The organism is Pseudomonas sp. M47T1 (assembly GCF_000263855.1).
Lineage (GTDB): Bacteria > Pseudomonadota > Gammaproteobacteria > Pseudomonadales > Pseudomonadaceae > Aquipseudomonas.
Window position 1 is genome coordinate 1 of record NZ_AJWX01000020.1, and the last position, 22,128, is coordinate 22,128.

18 protein-coding genes and 1 pseudogene are annotated in these 22,128 nt (G+C 66.2%); 13 read left to right on the top strand and 6 right to left on the bottom strand.

Features of this window, described 5'->3' with window-relative positions:
• Positions 1 to 428: 428 nt before the first annotated feature.
• From paaX to PMM47T1_RS19615, 3 genes are all read right to left on the bottom strand, one after another.
• Positions 429 to 1,352 (bottom strand): phenylacetic acid degradation operon negative regulatory protein PaaX, encoded by a 924-nt coding sequence (paaX, locus tag PMM47T1_RS19605; RefSeq protein WP_008372157.1) that lies wholly within the window; start codon positions 1,350 to 1,352, stop codon positions 429 to 431.
• A 72-nt stretch (positions 1,353 to 1,424) separates the two neighbouring features.
• Positions 1,425 to 2,015, bottom strand: coding sequence for a phenylacetic acid degradation protein PaaY (paaY, locus tag PMM47T1_RS19610; RefSeq protein ID WP_008372160.1), 591 nt, complete (start codon positions 2,013 to 2,015; stop codon positions 1,425 to 1,427).
• Positions 2,016 to 2,096: 81 nt separating this feature from the next.
• Complete coding sequence (locus tag PMM47T1_RS19615; protein WP_008372162.1) at positions 2,097 to 2,948, bottom strand: transporter; 852 nt, start codon at positions 2,946 to 2,948, stop codon at positions 2,097 to 2,099.
• A 228-nt stretch (positions 2,949 to 3,176) separates the two neighbouring features.
• Here PMM47T1_RS19615 and feaR point away from each other — a divergent pair, with 228 nt between their 5' ends.
• Positions 3,177 to 4,082 carry a transcriptional regulator FeaR gene (gene feaR / locus PMM47T1_RS19620; RefSeq protein WP_043301290.1) on the top strand — a complete coding sequence of 302 codons (906 nt, stop codon included), beginning with the start codon at positions 3,177 to 3,179 and terminating at the stop codon, positions 4,080 to 4,082.
• Positions 4,083 to 4,174: 92 nt separating this feature from the next.
• Here the strand turns inward: feaR and PMM47T1_RS19625 are convergent, their stop codons facing one another.
• Genes PMM47T1_RS19625 through PMM47T1_RS19635 form a run of 3 tightly spaced genes read right to left on the bottom strand, consistent with a single transcriptional unit; the run spans position 4,175 to position 9,258 of the window.
• Positions 4,175 to 5,521: a cytochrome c gene (locus PMM47T1_RS19625; RefSeq protein WP_008372164.1), complete on the bottom strand. Its 1,347-nt coding sequence runs from the start codon at positions 5,519 to 5,521 to the stop codon at positions 4,175 to 4,177.
• Between the two features lie 11 nt (positions 5,522 to 5,532).
• A complete protein-coding gene (locus PMM47T1_RS19630; protein WP_008372165.1) occupies positions 5,533 to 7,701 on the bottom strand; it encodes a PQQ-dependent dehydrogenase, methanol/ethanol family in 2,169 nt (722 codons plus the stop codon).
• 57 nt (positions 7,702 to 7,758) lie between these two features.
• Complete coding sequence (locus PMM47T1_RS19635) at positions 7,759 to 9,258, bottom strand: aldehyde dehydrogenase family protein (RefSeq protein ID WP_008372166.1); 1,500 nt, start codon at positions 9,256 to 9,258, stop codon at positions 7,759 to 7,761.
• Positions 9,259 to 9,646: 388 nt separating this feature from the next.
• On the opposite strand from PMM47T1_RS19635, the gene paaF reads away from it, so the two are divergent.
• The 12 genes and pseudogenes from paaF (at position 9,647) to paaZ (ending at position 22,001) form a co-directional block, all read left to right on the top strand.
• Positions 9,647 to 10,417 (top strand): 2,3-dehydroadipyl-CoA hydratase PaaF, encoded by a 771-nt coding sequence (paaF, locus tag PMM47T1_RS19645; protein WP_008372168.1) that lies wholly within the window; start codon positions 9,647 to 9,649, stop codon positions 10,415 to 10,417.
• Positions 10,418 to 10,451: 34 nt separating this feature from the next.
• Positions 10,452 to 11,243 carry a 2-(1,2-epoxy-1,2-dihydrophenyl)acetyl-CoA isomerase PaaG gene (gene paaG / locus PMM47T1_RS19650; RefSeq protein WP_008372169.1) on the top strand — a complete coding sequence of 264 codons (792 nt, stop codon included), beginning with the start codon at positions 10,452 to 10,454 and terminating at the stop codon, positions 11,241 to 11,243.
• Between the two features lie 3 nt (positions 11,244 to 11,246).
• A complete protein-coding gene (gene paaH / locus PMM47T1_RS19655) occupies positions 11,247 to 12,764 on the top strand; it encodes a 3-hydroxyacyl-CoA dehydrogenase PaaH (protein WP_008372170.1) in 1,518 nt (505 codons plus the stop codon).
• Entirely contained in the window at positions 12,757 to 13,206 is a 450-nt protein-coding gene (gene paaI, locus PMM47T1_RS19660) for a hydroxyphenylacetyl-CoA thioesterase PaaI (RefSeq protein WP_008372171.1), read from the top strand. Before paaH ends, paaI begins: the two co-directional genes overlap by 8 nt.
• Positions 13,199 to 14,403 (top strand): annotated as a pseudogene (gene pcaF, locus PMM47T1_RS19665) (3-oxoadipyl-CoA thiolase). The gene paaI and the pseudogene pcaF overlap by 8 nt, the downstream one beginning before the upstream one ends.
• A 62-nt stretch (positions 14,404 to 14,465) precedes the next feature.
• On the top strand, positions 14,466 to 15,776 hold the full coding sequence (paaK, locus tag PMM47T1_RS19670; RefSeq protein ID WP_008372172.1) for a phenylacetate--CoA ligase PaaK: 1,311 nt from the start codon (positions 14,466 to 14,468) through the stop codon (positions 15,774 to 15,776).
• Positions 15,777 to 16,146: 370 nt separating this feature from the next.
• Positions 16,147 to 17,136, top strand: a complete 990-nt coding sequence (gene paaA, locus PMM47T1_RS19675; protein ID WP_008372173.1) for a 1,2-phenylacetyl-CoA epoxidase subunit PaaA — start codon at positions 16,147 to 16,149, stop codon at positions 17,134 to 17,136.
• Between the two features lie 14 nt (positions 17,137 to 17,150).
• Positions 17,151 to 17,432, top strand: coding sequence for a 1,2-phenylacetyl-CoA epoxidase subunit PaaB (gene paaB / locus PMM47T1_RS19680; RefSeq protein ID WP_008372174.1), 282 nt, complete (start codon positions 17,151 to 17,153; stop codon positions 17,430 to 17,432).
• Between the two features lie 8 nt (positions 17,433 to 17,440).
• Positions 17,441 to 18,202: a 1,2-phenylacetyl-CoA epoxidase subunit PaaC gene (gene paaC, locus PMM47T1_RS19685; RefSeq protein ID WP_008372175.1), complete on the top strand. Its 762-nt coding sequence runs from the start codon at positions 17,441 to 17,443 to the stop codon at positions 18,200 to 18,202.
• The gene (gene paaD / locus PMM47T1_RS19690) at positions 18,189 to 18,722 is read left to right on the top strand and encodes a 1,2-phenylacetyl-CoA epoxidase subunit PaaD (protein ID WP_008372176.1); all 534 of its coding nucleotides are present in this window, start codon (positions 18,189 to 18,191) and stop codon (positions 18,720 to 18,722) included. The genes paaC and paaD overlap by 14 nt, the downstream gene beginning before the upstream one ends.
• Positions 18,723 to 18,741: 19 nt before the next feature.
• Positions 18,742 to 19,818 carry a 1,2-phenylacetyl-CoA epoxidase subunit PaaE gene (gene paaE, locus PMM47T1_RS19695; protein ID WP_008372177.1) on the top strand — a complete coding sequence of 359 codons (1,077 nt, stop codon included), beginning with the start codon at positions 18,742 to 18,744 and terminating at the stop codon, positions 19,816 to 19,818.
• A 134-nt stretch (positions 19,819 to 19,952) separates the two neighbouring features.
• The gene (paaZ, locus tag PMM47T1_RS19700; RefSeq protein WP_008372178.1) at positions 19,953 to 22,001 is read left to right on the top strand and encodes a phenylacetic acid degradation bifunctional protein PaaZ; all 2,049 of its coding nucleotides are present in this window, start codon (positions 19,953 to 19,955) and stop codon (positions 21,999 to 22,001) included.
• Positions 22,002 to 22,128 lie beyond the last annotated feature (127 nt).

The window sequence follows — 22,128 nt, forward strand, 5'->3', positions numbered from 1 at the left end:
AGCCGGCCTTGGCCGCGATGCAGGCGACACCGTCCCGTAGCAGCAACTGTCTTTGTGGGAGCGGGTTCTACCCGCGAAAAGGGCGCCACAGGGTGCCAGGTATTACGCGGTGTCCTTTTCGCGGGTAGAACCCGCTCCCACAGAGGGGTGTAGCTGCCGAAGGCTGCGTCTGGCGCGCGCGGTGTATCAGATACTCCGCAGCGCCTGTGACGCGGCCTGGCGGCCGCTGCTACAGGGAACCGCGTCGTCTGCATCGCGACTAAAGTCGGCTCCTACGCCGGCCGTGGTAGGAGCCGGCCTTGGCCGCGATGCAGGCGACACCGTCCTGTAGCAGCTGCCGAAGGCTGCGTCAAAGGCGCCGCGGTGAGTCAGCCACTACGCGGCGACCGGGACGCCGCCTTCGGCAGCTGCTACAGGTGGCGGTGCTTTCAGCGCAACCCGCCGAAGCGCCGGTAGAAGCTTTCCCCCGCCTCCGGCAACGGCCCATCCGCGGTCTCCATCACCGTGTTCAACCACGCCTCGGCCTGGGCGTAGATCAACCGGTAGATATTGCGCGCCAACTGCCGCGCTGCACGCCCTTCCCAATCCCCCGGCAGCAACTCGTCCGGCAATTGCGGGTCACGCAGCAGCAACTTGCGGTACTCGTGTATCAACAGGGTACGCGCCAGGAAGCACTCTTCGGGGTCCAGGCTGTCCTGCTCGCGCAGCGCCTGCCACAAAGGCCGGAACAACTGGATGAACTCACTGTAATGCGCCGCCAGTTCCTCGATGTTCCAGCTTTCCTTGACCTGCAGGCGCAGGGCCTTGGAGGCCATCACGTCCTGCGCCGTGGTCTCGAACACGATGGTGTCTTCCAGCGCGCCCAGGTCGGCCAGGGTGGTGTTGAGGTCGGTGCGCTCGATGCGCGGGCTGGCCAGCACGGTCGGCGCCACGGCGCCAAAGCCCTGCCATTCCAGTTCTTCGCGTACTTCCTTGCGCAAGGCGGCAGGCAACTGGGTCAGCATCACCAGGCACCAGGCGCCGTCCCAAGCCGGCTGCGTGGCGCTGTACACGCGCTTGAAGGCCTTGTCGAAACGACGCCGGCCGGTGCCGGTCAGACTGTAGTAGCTGCGTCGGCCGACCTTTTCGGCGGTCAGCCAGTTTTCCTTGGTCAGGCGGAAAATCGAGGTGCGGATCAGCCGTTCGTTGATGCCCATCGGCTCCAGCAGCCGGATCAGGCTACCCAGCCATACCGTGCCGCCATGGGGTTCGATGGCATCGCCGTACAGGGTGACGATCAGCGAGCTGGCGCGAATCGGGACTTGTTGCTGGAACCGCGCGATCAGTTGATTGAGTGGCGTAAGCGACGACATGGGCAGCCCGTGCAAGACAAAAGAATAAATATACCGACAGCGGCCCCCTGGGGGCCACTCTCAGTATCACTTCTATACGTTTTTGGGCTGGTGCTGGCTGACGTGCAGACGCGGGCGATCATCTTCCACCTGGGCCAGCGGCGTGCATTCGCGCAAGCCGGCCAGGCAGCGGCGGGTCAGTTGCTGGTATTCGCGGGTGCCGGCCTGCTTCCATGCCACTTCCTGGTCGCTGAGGGTACGCTTGACGCTGGCCGGGGTGCCCACCACCAGCGATTGCTCCGGGCACTCGAAGCCGGCCTTGACGAAGGCGGTCGCGGAAACAAAGCTGCGCGCACCGATGCGCGCGTTATCCATGACCACCGCATTCATGCCCACCAGCGCGTCGGCGCCGATGTGGCAGCCGTGCAGCACCGCGCCATGGCCGATGTGGCCGTTGCGCGCCACCACCGTGTCGCTGTCGGGAAAGCCGTGCATCACGCAGGTGTCCTGCAGGTTGGCGCCCTCCTCCAGCACAATCCGCCCGAAATCCCCGCGCAGGCTGGCCAGCGGCCCCACGTAGCAATGGGGGCCGATGATCACGTCGCCAATCAACACCGCCGTGGGGTGCACGTAGGCGCTGGGGTCGACGACGGGGGTCAAGCCATCAAGGCTGTAGCAGGCCATGGAATCCTCACTGAACCTATAAATACACAAAACGCATTTATTATTGTTTTTATGTATCACATAAATCAACCAGACGCGACCTCAATAAATGTAAGCCAGACGGAACTGGATCGAATGCTCGGTCATCGGCCCCGAGCGCACCGTCACGTCACGCCAGTATTGACCCATCAATTGCCACTGCTTGCCCAGCATGGTGGTGGCGCTCAAGCCCACGGTGCCGTTGTTGTGGCTGCTGTCCAGCACTTCGCCGTCCAGGGTTTCGCGCGAGCCCCAATTGTGCCGGTACGACAGCGCCACCGAGGTTTGCGGGGTGAAGTTGTAGCGCAGGTGGTTGTGCAACTGCACCAGCGGGTCGCGATGGGCGCCGGTGTCGCGCTGCTCGCCGTAGAACTCGGTTTCACCGACCACATCCCAGGTCCAGTGGCTGTCGAAGCCATGCACGTAGCCCACTTGCAGGTCGGCCGCCCAGCGGCTGTTGCTCAGGGCAAAGCCCTGGTTCTTGTCGGCCCCGGTGGGCGCGGTGATGAACAGCGACCAGCCCAGATGGCGGTTGCGTTCCATATCGGCCAGGGTCCACACGGTGGCGCCGAAGGTGACATCGCCGATGCCGGTGTTTTTCTGGCCGCTGGCGCCGATGTCCTGATGGCCGTAGGGCACGATGATCTGCGGGTCCCAGATCAGGCCGGTGTTGAAGAACTCGCTGAAGTGCACCAGGCGCAGCACCTCCACCGTCAGGTCCAGGTCCAGGTTGTCGGCCACCTTGTGGCCGCCCAGGTAAGACTTGTCGATGCGCGGGTTCTGCTGGTACAACAGCGCCAGGTCAGTGCCTGGCGGCAAGGCGGCGTAGTCGCCGGAGTCGGGCTTGATGTCGGCCTGGGCGGTGCCGGCCAGCAGCATCAGCATGGCGAGGGGGATGGAGCGTTGTGTGGTCATCACATTACCCTGATTGTCGTTGTTATGGGCTGGATCGATGTGATACCCAATCTAAACAAAACCAGGCACTGGACTTACCCTCTGCGTGCCAGGCGTTTTCGACTCCCTGCCGTTCTTTCATCTGAAAAGCGATACAGAACTGGATTAACGCGCGGTATCAATGTTTACTTTCATCAGGCGCTGCTGCGCCGCACACAGATAACGACAACAACGGTGTGAGGCATGATCATGAACCCATCCCCTGCCGCCTCGTTCGAAGGCTGGCTGAACTCCATCAACCGCATCTGCGACCGGTTCGGCGGCCAGGCCACGGGCGCGGCGTTCCAGGGCGATATCGTCGAGCATCGCCAGGGGGCGCTGAAGATGAGCGTGGTGCAGGCGGCCCAGGCGCGGCTGGTGCGCCAGCGTGGCGAGGTGGACCAGAGCTCGGCGCATCATTTCTTCGCAGTGTTCCAACTCGAAGGCGCCACCCACATGCGCCAGGGTGATGTGCGTGAAACCCTGCGGGCCGGGGACATCATGTTCATCGACAACCACTGCCCCAGCGACTTCACCTATGAAGGGCGCGCACGGCAACTGTCGTTGATTGTGCCTTACGAGCGGGTTGAGGGGATGTTCAAGCACGGCGGCGTTGGTGCCGGGCAGAAGGTCTCGGCGCAGGTGGCGGTGGCGGGCCTGGCCACGCAACTGCTGATGAGCACGCGGGTGCGCGATGACCTGTCCTATGGCGAAAGCGAAGCGGTGCTGGATGCGATCATCGGCCTGTTGCGCCCGGCGCTGCTGCGCAATGACGAGCCGCCGGATGGGCAGGAAAAGGCCTACCGGCGCTGCGTGGAATGGATCGACCGGCACCTGTGCGACACCGAGCTGACGCCCGAGCAAGTGGCGCAGCACTGCGGCATTTCCATGCGCGGGCTGTACCGGGTGTTTGGCCGCCATGGCCACAGCGTGGCCCAGTACATCCGCAACCAGCGCCTGGACCTGTGTGCGCAGAGCCTGCGTGACGGCAGCGCACGGGACAAGATGGCGGTGGTGGCGTACCAGTGGGGGTTTGTGAACAGCAGCTACTTCACCACGGCGTTCAAGGCGCGCTTTGGCGTGGCGCCGAGTGAGTACCGCAAGCGGTATCATTGATACGGTGTTGTCTGCTTCCCGCGCTTCGCCCGGTCCCACAACACTGAGACACCTGTGGGACCGGGCGAAGCTCGGGAAGCAGGCGACACCGTTTACCTGCCGGCCTCCTCAGGGCCATGTGGCTGAATGGAAAACGACCACTGGCTGCCATACGGCTGCGGCCGCACGGTCTGCCAACCGATGTCTGCCCGATCCTTGCCCAATGCCTCCACCTGCGGCGCACGCGCCTGCGCCACTGCCTGGGCAGTGAGCTGCGCCTTGGCCTCATTGCCCCATGCCTGGCGCACGTAGTTGCCGATGGCCGCCACCTGCTGGTCCGACAACACGCTGGCATACCCCGGCATGTGCACCGTGGACGGCGCCCAATGGCTGGGCGGCAGGCTGGCGCCTTCCAGGATGATCTTGAGCAGCGACTGCGGCTGGTCATTGATCACCAGGTTGTTGCCCGCCAACGCCGGGAACATCCGTGCCACGCCCTGCCCGCCTGCGCCATGGCACAGCGCGCAATGGTCCAGGTAGCCCTGCTCGCCGGGACTGCCCGCCAACACCCCGACCGGTGCCTGACGTGCAGGTTGCGGGCCGTCGGCAGGCAGGGTCTTGAGGTACTTGGCCACGGCCTGCAGGTCGTCGTCGGTCAGGTACTGGGTGCTCCAGGCAATCACGTCGACCATGCCGCCGAAGGCGGCGGTGTGGTCGGTGCGTCCGGTCTTGAGAAAACGTACCAGGTCTTCTTCGCTCCAGGCACCCAGCCCGCCGCGGGCGTTACCACGCAGGTTGGGCGTGGACCAGCCATCGATGATCGATCCGCCCGCCAGGTAGGCCGCACCGTCACGGTCATCCAACGCCTTTTCCTGCAAGGCCAGGCCACGGTCGGTATGGCACGAGCCGCAGTGCCCAGGCCCTTGCACGATGTAGGCACCGCGGGCGACCTGGGCGTCGGCATAACGGCCGCCATCAAAGGGCACCGGCGTAGGCGCGTACATCGCCCGCCACACCCGCAACGGCCAGCGCATGGACAACGGCCAAGGGATATCCACCGCGTGGTTGGCGGCCGCAACGGCGGGCACCTCGTGCATGAAATACTCATACAGCGCGGCGATGTCCGCCTCGCTCATGCGCGCATAGGACGGATACGGCATGGCCGGGTACAGGCTGGTGCCGTTCTTGCGCACGCCCTCGGTGACGGCGCGGCGGAAATCATCCAGCGAGTACTCGCCGATGCCGTTTTGCCGGTCGGGGGTGATGTTGGTGGAGTACAGCCGCCCCAGCGGCGACTCGATCGCCAGCCCGCCGGCAAACAACGGCCCCTGCACCGCCGTGTGGCACGCGGCGCAATCTCCGAGGCGCGCCAGGTACTGCCCGCGACTGACGATGGGCGCCTCATCGGCCAGCGCCGTGGCCGCAAGGCTTGCGCCCAGCAACAGTGTGAAGGTCTTCATGGCTACCCCGCTCATTTGAACACCGGCCCGATGTTGTCCGGCGTGCCGCTGGGGTTCTGCCGGGCCTGCACTTCACGCTCATAGGTGGCGTTGGCGCGTTTGAGCAGGAACTGGCGCACGGCTTCGATCTGTTCGCCATTCATGGAGGCGTCGAATCGGTCCATGCCATAGGCGGTCAGCGCACCCTGCCCAACCACACGGTAGAAGGCATCGCGGGCACGGATGGCGCCCGACCAGCGCAGGTCCGGCAGCACGCCGCCCGACTCGCCGTTGTCGCCATGGCAGGCGGCGCAGAAAGTCATGTAGTCGCCGTAGCCACTGTCGGCCTTGGCGCTGTCGAACTGCGCGGGCGGCTTGACCGGCAAAAAGCCTTTGTCATTGAGCGGCGGCAGGGTTTTGTCGCCGTCCAGGGCGAACACCACCACCCGCGATTTGTTCACCGTCCAGCCAGAGGTGCGGGCAATGCCGCCCATCAACAGCGGATAGATGCCGCCCCAGCCCACTTCCACGGCGATGTACTGTTTGCCGTTGACCGCATAGCTGATCGGCGGGGCCATGACCGCGCTCTGCAGCGAGGCGCGGAACAGGTCCTTGCCAGTACGCGCGTCATAGGCATGAAAATCGCCAGTGGCCAGCCCTTGGAACACCAGGCCGCCGCCGGTGGCCAGCACGCCGCCGTTCCACGGGCCCTTGTGGTCGACGCGGAACACTTCCTTCTGGGTGACCGGGTCCCAGGCCGCCAGCCAACCCTGCAGGGCCTTGGCCACTTCGGTCTTGACCTTGGGGTCATCCGGCAGGCCGATCTTGGCCATGTCCAGGCCCAGGTTGAGGCCCACCGGGTGCAGTTGCGGGTTGTCGCTGGCCACGTAGCCGAATGGAATCTGCTGGGCCGGGATATAGACCAGGCCGGTCTGCGGGCTGTAGGCCATGGGCTGCCAGTTGTGGCCACCCAGATCGCCCGGCAGGCCCAGCCATGGTTTGCCGGTCAGGGAATACAGCGCATCAGGCACGGTGTGGGGGCGGCCGGTCTTGGGGTCCAGGCCGGTGGCCCAGTTGACCGGCACGTAGGGTTTGCCGGACAGGAATTCACCGGTGGCCGCGTCCAGCACGTAGAAAAAACCGTTCTTGGGTGCATGCAGGATCACGTGGCGCTGCTTGCCCGCCACCGGAATGTCGGCGGTGATGATGTGCTGGGTGGAGGTGAAGTCCCACTGGTCCTGCGGGGTTTCCTGGAAGTGCCACACGTACTCGCCGGTCTCCGGGCGCACGGCGACGATGCTGCCCAGAAACAGGTTGTCGCCCACCCCTTCGGAACGCAGCTTGTAGTTCCACGGCGAGCCGTTGCCGACGCCGATGTACAGCAGGTCGGTGACCGGGTCATAGGTCATGGAGTCCCACACCGTGCCCCCGCCGCCGGACTGCTTCCAGGTACCGTTGGGGCCCCAGGTCTTGTAGGCCAACTCGCTCAGGGGCTTGTCGGAGATGGCGGCGTCGGGCTTGTTGTCCGGCGCCGGCACCGTGTAGAAGCGCCATTTGAACGCCCCCGTCTCGGCGTCGAAGCCAGAGACAAAACCACGGGCGCCCATTTCCGCGCCGCCGTTGCCGATCACCACCACGCCCTTGGCCACCCGGGGCGCGGCATCGATGGTGTAGCTTTTGACATTGCCCAGGTGCGCATCGCGGGGGATGGTGTCGACGCTCCAGGCCAGCTTGCCGGTCTTGGCGTCCAGGGCGATCAGGCGGGCGTCGAAGGTGCCGAAGATGATCTTGCCGTTCCAGTAGGCGGCGCCACGGTTGACCGTGTCGCAGCAGCCGCGGGCGGCCACATCACCCGGCACCTTGGGGTCATAGCCCCACAGCAGCTTGCCGGTGGCGGCGTCGAAAGCCTTGACCTTGCTCCAGTTGGTGGTGGCGTACATCACGCCATCCACTACCAGCGGCGTGCCCTCCTGGCCACGGTTGGTGTCCAGGTCGTAGTACCAGGCGATCTTCAGGTCTTTGGCGTTGGTGGTGTTGATCTGGTCCAGCGGGCTGAAACGTTGTTCGGAATAGGTACGGCCGTAGCTCAACCAGTTCTCGGGGTGCTGGTCGGCGTCGATGATGGCCTGGCCGGTGTCGGCGTGGGCAGTGCTGGCGAGCAACATCAGAGTTAGCAGGCGATGACCGACTTTGAGAGTCATGTTGTTATTTCCTTGGCTAAGCCCTGTGGGGGCTGACAAGCCCCCACAGGCAACAGATCAGTGGCGTATGCACACCGACTTGGTTTCAGTGAACGCATCCAGCCAATCGGCACCAAAATCACGCCCGGTGCCGGACTGTTTGAAGCCACCAAACGGCATGTTGGCATCGATTAGCGTATGGCTGTTGACCCATACCGTGCCCGCTTCGATACGCGGGGTCAGGTTCATCGCCGCATTCAGGTCGCGGGTCCACAGGCTGGCGGTCAGGCCATAATCCGAGTCGTTGGCCAGCGCCAGCGCCTGCTCCACATCATCCACGCGGCTCAGGCACAGTACCGGGCCGAACACTTCTTCGCGGGTCAGCTTGAGCCGGTTGTCGGGGTTGATCACCAGCGTCGGCGACACGTAGAAGCCATTGGCGTCCGGCCCCTTGGCGCCGGTGATCAGTTCGGCATCCTGACGCCGCGCATCCTCAAGGTAGGCCAGCACCTTGGCCTGATGCGGCTGGGAAGCCAGCGGGTTGATCTGGAACCCGGGGTTCATGCCCGGCCCCACGGTCAGCCCCTTGACCGCCCCTTCAAAGGCCGCCGCCAGCTGATCGAAGATCGGCGCCTCTACGTAGATGCGCGAACTGGCCGCGCACACCTGGCCCTGGTTGAGGAAGCTGCCCATCATCAGGCCTTCCACCACCTGCTGGATATCGGCGTCCTTGAGCACGATGGCGGGGTTCTTGCCGCCCAGCTCCAATGTGATACGCGTCAGGCGATCAACAGCGCTTCTCGCGATACCCTTTCCGGTCGCGGTGGAGCCGGTGAAACTGATTTTGCTGATCAGTGGGTGGCTGGTCAGTACTCGGCCGCAGACGCCGCCGCTGCCAGTGACCAGGTTGAACACGCCCGGGGGCACCCCGGCTTCGGTGGCCAGTTCGGCCATGCGCATCAGGGTCAGCGGGGTGATTTCCGACGGCTTGATGACGATGGAGCAGCCGGCCGCCAGGGCCGGCATCACCTTCCACATGCCGATCATCAGCGGGAAGTTCCACGGCACGATCCCGGCCACCACGCCGACTGGCTCCTTGCGGGTGAAGGCGGTGTAGCGCGCGCCCTCCGGCACCGGGATCGACAGGTCCAGGGTGCGCCCGGACAGCTTGGTGGCCAGGCCTGCGGTGTAGCGCATCCAGTTCAGGGTGCTGCCCACTTCAAAGGCGCGGGCGATGGCGATGGACTTGCCCTGCTCCAGGGTTTCCAGCTGTGCCAGCTCTTCGGCGTGTTGCTCCAGCAGGTCGGCGAAGCGCAGCAGGATGCGCTCGCGCTCGGCCGGCAGGCGGCGTGACCAGACGCCGGAGGTGAAGGCTTTGTGGGCAGATTGGACCGCCCGGTCTACATCGCTTTCATCGGCATCGGCGGTGGCCGCGATCTGCTGGCCGCTGGCCGGGTTGAATACCGGCAGGTTGCCCTGGCCGCGTGCGGCCACCCAGCCGCCGTCGATGTACAGGCCGTGCTGGCGCTTGAGGAAGGCTTCGACACTGGGCAGTGGGCTGACGTTGTGGTTGCTCATGGGGGTTCCTTGCAGAGGGCTTTGGCCGAAGGTTAATCAAAGCGGCGGGTGCAGTTTTTTGCCTGCGTGCCAGGTGTGTTGCGCTGCCTGCCAGATGTCGATGTCAATGACCAACCGCTGCCTGATGATCGGGATGCAGAGGGTGTGGGAGCGGGCTCTGCCCGCGAAAAGGACGCCGCCCGTGCATCTGATGCCGCGCGGCGCCTGCTTCGCGGGTAGAACCCGCTCCCACAAAGCAGACAGTGGCATCACCATTAAAGACACATAAATTATTTTCTGTATTGTTTTTCCGTATCACATTGTGATTATACTCATCCCATCGGCCACCCCAGCCGCTCCAATAATCAGCCCGGCCACGTACGCCGGGCACACCCGTGAGGCACCCGACATGCCCGTGCTGCTGACTGTCGAACGGCTGGACTCGGTCCGCCTGATCACCCTCCACCGCCCCGAGGCGCTCAACGCCCTCAACACCCCCTTGCTGGCCGAGCTGACCGACGCGCTGAGCGACGCCGAGCAGTGTCCGCACACCCGCGCCGTGGTGTTGACCGGCAGCCGCAAGGCCTTCGCCGCCGGGGCCGACATCCAGGAGATGGCCGAGCGCGACCTGGTCGGCATCCTCAATGACCCGCGCGTGGCCTCGTGGCAGCGCATCACCGCGTTCAGCAAACCGCTGATCGCCGCGGTAAACGGCTACGCCCTGGGCGGCGGCTGCGAGTTGGCCATGCACGCCGACATCCTGATCGCCGGCCGCGACGCACTGTTCGGCCAGCCGGAAATCAACCTGGGGATCATGCCCGGCGCCGGCGGCACCCAGCGCTTGTTGCGGGCGGTGGGCAAGTCGCTGGCCATGCAGATGGTGCTCACCGGCGAGCCCATCGGCGCGCGCCAGGCCCTGCAGGCCGGGCTGATCAGCGAAATCACCGAGCCGGAATTCACCGTGGAACGCGCCCTGGCCATCGCCCGGCGCATTGCCGAAAAGGCGCCGCTGGCCGTGCGCCTGGCCAAGGAGGCGCTGCTCAAGGCCCAGGACACCGACCTTGCCAGCGGCCTGCGCTTCGAGCGCCACGCCTTCACGCTGCTGGCCGGCACCCAGGACCGCGACGAAGGCATCCGCGCCTTCCAAGACAAACGCCGCGCGCAATTCCGTGGCCAGTAACCCGACCCGTTCACCTTCCAGGGGCACCCCACCCATGACCTTCGACACCCTTCTGTTCAGCATCGATGACGGCGTAGCCCTGCTCAGCCTCAACCGTCCCCAGCAACTCAACAGTTTCAACGCACAGATGCACGGCGAGGTGCGCGAAGCCCTCAAGCGCGTGCGCCAGGACGCCAGCGTCCGCGTGCTGTTGCTGACCGGCGAAGGCCGCGGCTTCTGCGCCGGCCAAGACCTGGCCGACCGCAACGTCGCCCCCGGCGCCGAAGCCCCGGACCTGGGCCAGTCGATCGAGCAGTTCTACAACCCGCTGATCCGCGCCCTGCGCGAACTGCCGATGCCGGTGATCTGCGCGGTGAACGGCGTGGCCGCCGGCGCCGGGGCCAATATCCCGCTGGCCTGCGACCTGGTGCTGGCGGCGCGTTCGGCCAGCTTTATCCAGGCCTTCTGCAAGATCGGCCTGATCCCCGATTCGGGCGGCACCTGGGCCTTGCCACGGCTGGTGGGCATGGCCCGGGCCAAGGCGCTGACCCTGCTGGGCGAGCGCCTGAGCGCCGAACAGGCCGAGCAGTGGGGCCTGATCTACCGCTGCGTGGACGACGCCGAGCTGCGCGACGAAGCGCTGAAACTGGCCCGCCACCTGGCCACCCAGCCCACCTACGGCCTGGCGCTGATCAAGCGCAGCCTCAACGCCAGCTTCGACAACAGCCTGGACCAGCAACTGGAGATGGAGCGCGACCTGCAGCGCCTGGCCGGGCGCAGCCACGACTACCGCGAAGGCGTGGCCGCCTTCATGGACAAACGCCCTGCCGTGTTCAAGGGGAACTGAGCCATGCCTGCATTGCCTCTGTCCGCCCAGGTGGCGGTGATCGGCGCCGGTGCCATGGGCGCCGGCATCGCCCAGGTGGCCGCCCAGGCCGGGCACCCGGTCAAGCTCTACGACAACCGCCCCGGCGCCGCCGCCCAGGCCATCGCCGGCATCGACCAGCGCCTGGGCCAGCGGGTCAAGGCCGGCAAGCTCGCCGACAGCGCACGCCTGGCCTGCCTCGCCAACCTGCAGGCCTGCGATGCCCTGCCCCAGCTGGCCGATGCGCGCCTGGTGATCGAGGCCATCGTCGAGCAACTGGCAGTCAAGCGTCAGTTGTTCGCCGAGCTGGAAAGCCTGTGCGCCCCCGACTGCCTGCTGGCCAGCAACACCTCGTCGCTGTCCATCACCACCCTAGCCGCCGAGCTTGCACACCCCGAGCGCTTTGCCGGCCTGCACTTCTTCAACCCGGCACCGGTGATGGCCCTGGTGGAAGTGGTCAGCGGCCTGGCCACGGCCAGCGCAGCGGCGCACACGCTGTACGACACCGCCCGCGCCTGGGGCAAGCAGCCGGTGCACACCCGCTCAACACCGGGCTTTATCGTCAACCGCGTGGCCCGGCCGTTCTATGCCGAAAGCCTGCGCCTGTTGCAGGAAGGCGCCGCCGACAGCGCCACCCTCGATGCCCTGCTGCGTGAGGCCGGTGGCTTTGCCATGGGCGCCTTCGAGCTGACCGACCTGATTGGCCACGACGTCAATTACGCGGTGACCTGCTCGGTGTTCGACGCCTATTACCAGGACATGCGCTTCCAGCCCTCGCTGATCCAGAAGGAGCTGGTGGACGCCGGCCGCCTGGGGCGCAAGAGCGGCCAGGGTTTCTATGACTACCGCGAGGGTGCCCAACGCCCCCTGCCCCGCAGCCTGAGCAGCAACGCCATCGTCGAGCACTGCGTGGCCGAAGGCCTGCCGGCATTGTTCGACGGCCTGCTGGCCCGCCTGGAAAGCCAGGGGGTGGCCGTCACCCGCCGTCCCGGCAATGGCCTGCTGCGCTGCGGCGAAGCGGTATTGGCCTTGTCCGACGGGCGCATGGCCAGCCAGCGCGCCCGCGACCAGGGCCTGCAGAACCTGGTGCTGCTGGACCTGACGCTGGATTTTGCCAGCGCGCGCCGTGTCGGCATCGCCTGGGCCAGCGACACCGCACCGGCTGCCGTCGACCAGGCCGTGGCCCTGCTGACCCGCGCCGGCCTGGCCGTCAGCGCCCTCAGCGACACCCCCGGCCTGTGCGTGCTGCGCACCGTGGCGATGCTGGCCAACGAAGGCGCCGACGCCGCCCTGCAAGGGGTGGCCTCGGTGGCCGACATCGACCTGGCCATGCGCGCCGGGGTCAATTACCCCCGTGGCCCGCTGGCCTGGGCCGACACCTTGGGCCTGGACAGCGTGCTGACCGTGCTGCAACACCTGCAAGCGGCCTATGGCGAAGAACGCTACCGGCCCTCATTGCTGCTGCGCCGCTGCCTGGCCGAAGGGAGACACCTGCATGACTGACGCCACCGCCCGCGACCTGGCGCAGCAATGCGCCCAGGCCCTGCTGGCCCGCGACGCCGCCAGCCAGGCCCTGGGCCTGCACCTGCTGGACGCCGACGCCGGTTACGCGCAACTGAGCATGAGCGTGCGCCCGGACATGCTGCAGGGCCATCGCACCTGCCACGGCGGGTTCATCTTCGCCCTGGCCGACTCGGCCTTCGCCATGGCCTGCAACAGCTACGACCTGGCCACCGTGGCCCAGGGCTGCAGCATCGAGTACATCGGCGCGGTGCCGGTGGGCGACGTGCTCACCGCCACCTGCCAGGAGCAAAGCCGCCGCGGCCGCACCGGCACCTACGACGTGCGCATCGAAAACCAGAACGGCCAACTGATCGCCCTGTTCCGGGGCAAGTCCTACCAAGTGCGCGGCAGCGTGCTGACGCCGGAGAACCCTCATGACTGACGCCCTTATCATCGACGCAGTACGCACCCCCATCGGCCGTTATGGCGGCGCCCTGAGCGGCGTGCGCGCCGACGACCTGGGCGCCATCCCCCTGCGCGCGCTGCTGGAGCGCCACCCGCAGGTGGACTGGAGCCAGGTCGACGACGTGATTTACGGCTGCGCCAACCAGGCCGGCGAAGACAACCGCAATGTGGCGCGCATGGCGGCGCTGCTGGCGGGTGTGCCGGTGAGCGTGCCGGGCACCACCCTCAATCGCCTGTGCGGCTCGGGACTGGACGCGGTGGGCAGCGCGGCGCGGGCCATCCGCAGCGGCGAGACCGGGCTGATGCTGGTCGGCGGCGTGGAGTCCATGTCGCGCGCGCCGCTGGTGATGGGCAAGGCCGAAACGGCGTTTTCGCGCCAGGCCGAGCTGTACGACACCACCATTGGCTGGCGCTTCGTCAACCCGCTGATGCAGGCCCAGTACGGCATCGACTCGATGCCCGAGACCGCCGAAAACGTCGCCGCCCAGTTCAACATCTCCCGCGCCGACCAGGACGCCTTCGCCCTGCGCAGCCAGCAGCGCGCTGCAGCCGCCCAGGCCAACGGCCGCCTGGCGCAGGAAATCGTCGCGGTCAGCATCCCCCAGCGCAAGGGCCCGGCCAAGGTCGTAGAGCACGACGAGCACCCGCGCGGCGATACTACCCTTGAACAGATGCAGAAACTGGGCACGCCGTTCCGCGCCAACGGCAGCGTCACCGCCGGCAACGCCTCGGGGGTCAACGACGGCGCCTGCGCGCTGCTGCTGGCCAGCCCGGAAATGGCCGACCGCTACCGCCTGAAGGCGCGCGGCCGGGTGGTGGCCATGGCCACCGCCGGCGTCGAGCCACGCATCATGGGCATCGGCCCGGTGCCGGCCACGCGCAAGGTGCTGGAACGCGCCCACCTGGCGCTGGCCGACATGGACGTGATCGAACTGAACGAGCCTTCGCCGCCCAGGGCCTGGCCGTGCTGCGCGAGCTGGGCCTGGCCGACGACGACCCACGGGTGAACCCAAACGGCGGCGCCATCGCCCTGGGCCACCCGCTGGGCATGAGCGGCGCGCGCCTGGTGACCACCGCCCTGCACCAGCTGGAACAGATAAACGGCCGCTACGCCCTGTGCACCATGTGCATCGGCGTGCGCCAGGGCATTGCCTTGATCATCGAACGCCTGTAAGCCTATGGGCAGGCGCCACGACGCCCGCCGGACACTCACACAAGAACAATTCGAGTGAAGCCATGAACATGCACCTCAACCCTGAAGCCTTGCTGGACCCGTTTGAAACCGCCAGTGTTGACCAACTGCGCGACCACCAACTGCAACGCCTGCGCTGGAGCCTCAACCACGCCTACCAGAACGTACCGCTGTACCGGCAGCGCTTCGACGCCCTGGGCCTGCACCCGGACGACCTGAAATCGCTGGAAGACCTGGGCAAGTTCCCTTTCACCGGCAAGAACGATCTGCGTGACAACTACCCCTATGGCATGTTCGCCGTGCCCCAGCAGGACGTGGTGCGCCTGCACGCCTCCAGCGGCACCACCGGCAAGCCCACCGTGGTGGGCTACACCCAGAACGACATCGACACCTGGGCCAATATCGTCGCCCGCTCGATCCGCGCCGCCGGCGGCAAGCGCGGCGACAAGGTGCACATCTCCTACGGCTACGGCCTGTTCACCGGCGGCCTGGGCGCCCACTACGGCGCCGAACGCCTGGGCTGCACGGTAATCCCCATGTCGGGTGGGCAGACCGAGAAGCAGGTGCAGCTTATCCGCGACTTCAACCCCGACATCATCATGGTCACGCCGTCGTACATGCTCAACATCGCCGACGAGATCGAGCGCCAGGGCATCGACCCGCAAAAACTTGCCCTGCGCCTGGGCATCTTCGGCGCCGAACCCTGGACCGACGAACTGCGCGGCGCCATCGAGCGCCGGCTGGGCATCACTGCCCAGGACATCTACGGCCTGTCGGAAATCATGGGCCCGGGTGTGGCCATGGAATGCGCCGACAGCCGCGGCCACCCGACCATCTGGGAAGACCACTTCTACCCGGAAATCATCGACCCGGTCACCGGCCAGGTGCTGCCGGACGGCCAGTTCGGCGAACTGGTGTTCACCTCCCTGAGCAAGGAGGCGCTGCCGATGATCCGCTACCGCACCCGCGACCTCACCCGCCTGCTGCCCGGCAGCGGCCGGCCGATGCGGCGCATGGACAAGATCACCGGGCGCAGTGACGACATGCTGATCATCCGCGGGGTCAACGTGTTCCCCACCCAGGTGGAGGAACAGGTGCTGAAAATCAAACAGCTTTGCGAGTGCTATGAAATGCACCTGTATCGCAACGGCAACCTGGATTCAGTGGACGTCCATGTCGAATTGCGGCCGGAACACCAACACCTGGACGCGGCCCAGCAGCAAGCCGTGTGCGGCGAGCTGAGCAAGCAGATCAAGACCTACATCGGCATCACCACCCGGGTGCTGCTGCAACCGCTGCACTCCCTCAAACGTTCGGAAGGCAAGGCGGCGCACGTCTTCGACAAGCGCAGCTGACACTCCATGGTGTTGAGCAACCTGTAGCAGCGGCCGCCAGGCCGCGTCACGGACGCCGCGCACTGCCTGGCACACCGCGCCGCCTGGGACGCAGCATGCGGCAGCTGCTACAGGCCGGCGTCGTCTGTATCGCGGCGTAGGAGCGCATCTGATACCCCCTGTAGCCGCTGCCGCAGGCTGCGCTGGCACTTACCCACACTGAAGATATTCAGCGAGGCAAAGGGCCAGCGCAGCCTGGCGGCAGCGGCTACATCGGTGCACCCGCAGAAAGCGATACGGAAATTTATTTGATACGCATATTTTGTGTTTGATATTTAATTCCGTATCACTTATAAAATAGCCATGCCCCCCCTCATGGCGGAGACCCCTCATGTATGCACAGCTAGTGGAAACCGGCGTCAAGCGCCTCAAGACCCTCGACGAGATGGACGCCCAGGAGCGCGCCTTCCAAGAAAAGATCGACGCCGAGATCAAGATCGAAGCCAAGAACTGGATGCCCGACGCCTACCGGCAAACCCTGATTCGCCAGATCTCCCAGCATGCCCACTCGGAAATCGTCGGCATGCTGCCCGAAGGCAACTGGCTGACCCGCGCCCCTACCCTCAAGCGCAAGCTGCAGCTGCTGGCCAAGATCCAGGACGAAGCCGGCCACGGCCTGTACCTGTACAGCGCCATGGAAACCCTGGGCGCCGATCGCGATACGGAAATTGCCAAGATGCACGCCGGCAAGGCCAAGTATTCGAGCATCTTCAATTACCCCACCCTGAGCTGGGCCGACATGGGCGCGGTGGGCTGGCTGGTAGACGGCGCGGCCATCGTCAACCAGGTGGTGCTGCAACGCACATCCTACGGCCCCTATGCCCGGGCCATGGTGCGCATCTGCAAGGAAGAGAGCTTCCATCAGCGCCAGGGCTACGAAATGCTGTTGACCATGATGCGTCACGGCACCCAAGCCCAGAAGGACATGGTGCAGGACGCCATCAACCGCCTGTGGTGGCCGGCGCTGATGATGTTCGGCCCCAGCGATGAGCACTCGCCCAACAGCGCCCAGTCCATGGCCTGGAAAATCAAACGCCAGGGCAACGACGAACTGCGCCAGCGCTTCGTCGACCAGACCATTCCGCAACTCGAACTGCTGGGCTGCACCTGCCCCGACCCGGACCTGAAGTGGAACGCCGAGACCGGCCACTACGATTTCGGCGCCATCCAGTGGGATGAGTTCTACGAAGTGCTCAAGGGCAACGGCCCCTGCAACGCCGAGCGCGTGGCCACCCGCAAGCAGGCCATCGAGGATGGCGCCTGGGTGCGCGAAGCCGCCGTGGCCCATGCCCGCAAACACCACAACAAGAACGCCGCCTGAGCTGGAGAAACCCCATGTCCGACTGGACCCTGTTCGAAGTCTTCGTGCGCAGCAAGCACGGCCTCAACCACAAGCACGTGGGCAGCGTGCACGCCGCCGATGCGGCCATGGCCATCGAGAATGCCCGCGAGCTTTACACCCGCCGCAGCGAGGGCGTCAGCCTGTGGGTGGTGCCTTCGGCGCTGATCACCGCTTCCTCGCCCGATGACAAGGACCCGCTGTTCGACCCGGCCGACGACAAGGTCTACCGCCACGCCAGCTTCTACGAATTGCCGCCTGAAGTCGGGCACATGTGAGGCCGACCATGACCATCGAACACGACCTGAGCCACTACCTGCTGCACCTGGGTGACAACGCCCTGATCCAGGGCCAGCGCCTGAGCCAGTGGATCGGCCATGCGCCAGCGCTGGAAGAAGAACTGGCCCTGGCCAACGTCGGCCTGGACCTGATCGGCCAGGCGCGCCACTGGCTGGAGTATGCCGCCGAGCGCCTGGACGACGGCCGCGACGCCGACGCCCTGGCCTTCCTGCGCAACGAGCGCGAACTGCGCAATCTGCTGCTGGTGGAACAGCCCAACGGCGATTACGCGGTGACCATCCTCAAGCAGTTTTTCTACGACGCCTGGCACTTTCAGGTGCTGCACGGCCTGAGCACGTCCAGCGACGCGCGCATCGCCGGCATCGCCGCCAAGGGCCTGAAGGAAGTCACCTACCACCTGCGCCGCTCCGCCGAATGGGTGGAGCGCCTCGGTGACGGCACCGAGGAAAGCCACGCGCGCATGCTCGCGGCATTGCCCAAGGTTTGGCGTTTCACTGTGGAACTGGTGAACGCCAGCGACGCCGAGCAGCGCCTGGCCGCTGCCGGGTTGATCGCCGACCCGCTGGAAGTCGCGGCCGCCTGGCGCGCCAAGGTCGCCGATGTGTTTTCCCGCGCCACCCTGCCGCTGCCCGAGCCCGCCAGCCCGTTCTACCTCGACGGCCGCCAGGGCCTGCACAGCGAGCACCTGGGCCTGCTGTTGGCCGACATGCAGTACCTGCCACGAGCCTACCCCGATGCGACCTGGTGAGCTGATCGTCAGCGACCGGGGCGCGCGGCCGCAGCAGGCCGGCGACCTGGCCCAGGCCTGGCACGTGCTGGACCAGGTCATGGACCCGGAAGTGCCGGTGGTCAGCGTGGTAGCGCTGGGCATCGTCCGCGACCTGGGCTGGGACGCCGGACACCTGCAGGTGGTAGTCACCCCTACCTACTCCGGCTGCCCGGCCACCGAGGTGATCGAAAGCGACATCCGCGAGGCCCTTGAACAGGCCGGTTTCGATGCGCCACGGCTGCAACGGCAACTGACCCCCGCCTGGACCACCGACTGGATCACCCCCTACGGCCGCGAGCAACTGCGCGAATACGGCATCGCCCCGCCCGAGGGCAGCACCAGCAAACGCACGCTGCTGGGCCAGGCCCCCCAGGTGCTGTGCCCGCAGTGCGGCAGCGCGCACACCGAGCTGCTCAGCCAGTTCGGCTCCACGGCCTGCAAGGCCCTGTACCGCTGCGTCGAGTGCCGCGAGCCGTTCGATTATTTCAAGTGCATCTGATGGGAAACGGAGAATAATAATGAGCCAGTTCCACAGCCTGTCCATCAAGCAGGTCCGCGCCGAAACCCGCGACGCCGTGTCGATCGTCTTCGACGTACCGGCGCACCTGCAGGACCAATTTCGCTACACCCAGGGGCAGCACCTGGTGATGCGCACCCAGCTGGACGGCGAAGAAGTGCGGCGCTCCTACTCCATTTGCAGCGCGGTCAACGACAACGAGCTGCGGGTGGCGATCAAAAAAGTCGCCGGCGGGCGCTTTTCCGCCTACGCCAACGAACAGTTGCAGCCTGGCCACCAGTTGGAGGTGATGCCGCCGGCCGGCGAGTTCAGCGTGGCGCTGGACCCGGCGCGTCATGGCAGCTACCTGGCGGTGGCGGCCGGTAGCGGTATCACGCCGATCCTGTCGATCATCAAGACCACCCTGGAACACGAGCCGCACAGCCACGTGACCTTGCTGTACGGCAACCGCTCAAGCTCCGGCGCGCTGTTCCGCGAGCAGCTGGAAGACCTGAAGAACCGCTACCTGCAACGCCTGAACCTGGTGTTCGTGTTCAGCCGCGAGCAGCAGGACGTGGACCTGTACAACGGCCGCATCGACGCCGACAAGTGCCAGCGCCTGTTCAGCCGCTGGGTAGACGTGAAAACCCTGGACGCCGCCTTCATCTGCGGCCCCCAGGCCATGACCGAGACCGTGCGCGACCAGCTCAAGGCCCACGGCATGGACGCCCGGCGCATCCACTTCGAACTGTTTGGCGCCGCCGACGACGGCCACAAGCGCCAGGCCCGCGAAGCGGCGCGCCAGGTGGATTCGGCGGTCAGCCAGATCACCGTGATCAGCGACGGCCGCGCCCTGGCCTTCGACCTGCCGCGCAACACCGTCAGCGTGCTGGACGCCGGCAATGCCATCGGCGCCGAGCTGCCCTATTCGTGCAAGGCCGGGGTGTGCTCGACCTGCAAATGCAAGGTGATCGAAGGCGAGGTAGAGATGGACGCCAACCATGCACTGGAGGATTACGAGGTGGCGGCCGGCTATGTGCTGTCGTGCCAGACCTTCCCGGTCAGCCAGAAAGTAGTGCTGGATTTCGATCAGATCTGACACCCCCTCCAATCGACCTGTTGGAGCTGGCTTGCCAGCGAGCTTTTCAGCGGCCTCAAAAGCTCGCTGGCAAGCCAGCTCCAACAAAGGCCCTGAACCCCAACAACAATTTCAATGCCTGCGGAGCCTTTCCCATGACCCCCACCCTGCAATCCTTCATCGCCGGCCGCTGGGTCGGCCAGCACGGCGCGCAAACCCTGCGCAGCGCCCTCAATGGCCAGCCCCTGGCCCGGACCCATGAAGAAGCCCCGGACTTTGCCGAAGCCGTGGACCACGGCCGCCGCATCGGCAACCAGAGCCTTGCCGCCCTCGACTTCCAGCAACGTGCCCAGCGCCTCAAGGCCCTGGCCCTGTACCTGGCCGAGCGCAAGGAGCAGCTGTACGCCCTGTCCCACCACAGCGGCGCCACCCGCGCCGACAGCTGGATCGACATCGAAGGCGGCAACGCCACGCTGTTCAGCTACGCCGGCATCGGCAGCCGTGAATTGCCGTCGGGCAATGTGGTGCATGAAGGTCCCGCCTTCCCCCTGGGCAAGCTCGGCCAGTTTGCCGGCAGCCATATCCTGGTGCCACGCGGCGGCCTGGCGGTGCACATCAACGCCTTCAACTTCCCCATCTGGGGCATGCTGGAAAAATTCGCGCCGTGCTTCCTGGCGGGCATGCCCTGCGTGGTCAAGCCGGCCACGGCCACCAGCTACCTGACCGAAGCCGTGGTGCGCCTGATGGATGAATCCGGCCTGTTGCCCGCCGGCAGCCTGCAACTGGTGATCGGCAGCACCGGCGACTTGCTCGATCGCCTGCAAGGCCAGGACCTGGTGACCTTCACCGGCTCGGCCGACACCGCCGCCAGGCTGCGCGTCACGCCCAACCTGATCCGCCATTCGGTGCCCTTCACCGCCGAGGCCGACTCACTGAACTGCGCCATCCTGGCCCCGGACGTGACCCCGGATGACGAAGAGTTCGAGCTGTACGTGAAGGAAGTGGTGCGCGAAATGACCACCAAGGCCGGGCAGAAATGCACCGCCATCCGCCGCGCCATCGTCCCGCGTCAGCACCTGGACGCGGTGGCCACGCGCATCCGCGAGCGCCTGGCCAAAGTGGTGGTCGGCGATCCGTCCGTGGAAGGCGTGCGCATGGGCGCCCTGGCCTCCCACGCCCAGCAACGTGACGTGGGCGAGCGCCTGGCACTGCTGCAGCACAGCTGCGACACCCTGTTCGGCGCTGCCGACGGGTTCAACCCGCGTGGCGAGGGCGTGGCCGAGGGCGCGTTCTTCGCCCCCACCCTGCTGCACGCCCGCGACGCCCACGCCGAAGGCGGCGCCCACGACATCGAAGCCTTCGGCCCGGTGAGCACGCTGATGGCCTACGACGACCTGGATGAAGCCCTGCTGCTGGCCGCCCGCGGCAAAGGCAGCCTGGTCGCCAGCCTGGTCACCAGGAGCCCGCAGATTGCTGCCAAGGCCATCCCGGCCGCCGCCGCCTGGCACGGCCGCCTGCTGGTGCTGGACCGCCACGCCGCCGCCGAATCCACCGGCCACGGCTCACCGCTGCCGCAACTCAAGCACGGCGGCCCCGGCCGTGCCGGTGGCGGTGAGGAACTGGGCGGCCTGCGCGCCGTGAAGCACTACCTGCAACGCGCGGCCATCCAAGGCTCGCCGACCATGCTGGCGGCCATCACCGGCGAATACGTGCGCGGCGCCGACGTCATCGAAACCGAGGTGCACCCGTTCCGTCGTCACTTCCAGGACCTGCAGATCGGCGAGTCGCTACTCACCCACCGCCGCACCGTCACCGAGGCCGACCTGGTGAACTTCGGCTGCCTGTCGGGTGACCACTTCTACATGCACTTCGATGAGATCGCTGCCCGCCGCTCGCAGTTCGGTCAGCGCATCGCCCATGGCTATTTCGTGCTGTCGGCAGCGGCCGGGTTGTTCGTCTCCCCTGGCGAAGGCCCGGTGCTGGCCAACTATGGCCTGGACACCCTGCGCTTCATCAACCCGGTGGCCATCGGCGACACCATCCGGGCGCGGCTGACCTGCAAGCGCAAGATCGACCAGGGCAAGCAGAGCCCCCAAGGCATCCCGCAAGGCGTGGTGGCGTGGGACGTGGAAGTGACCAACCAGCACGATGAAGTGGTGGCCAGCTACGACATTCTGACCCTAGTGGTGAAGCGCGAAGCGTAAGGCCAGCGCCCCAATTGTTACCGTCACGGCCGCTGCGGGGGCCGTGATGGTGCATACGGAAACATCTTGCAACATTCTCACGGACGAGGGGTTTTCCAAGCCTATTGAAACCGCTCTAGTTCAGGGC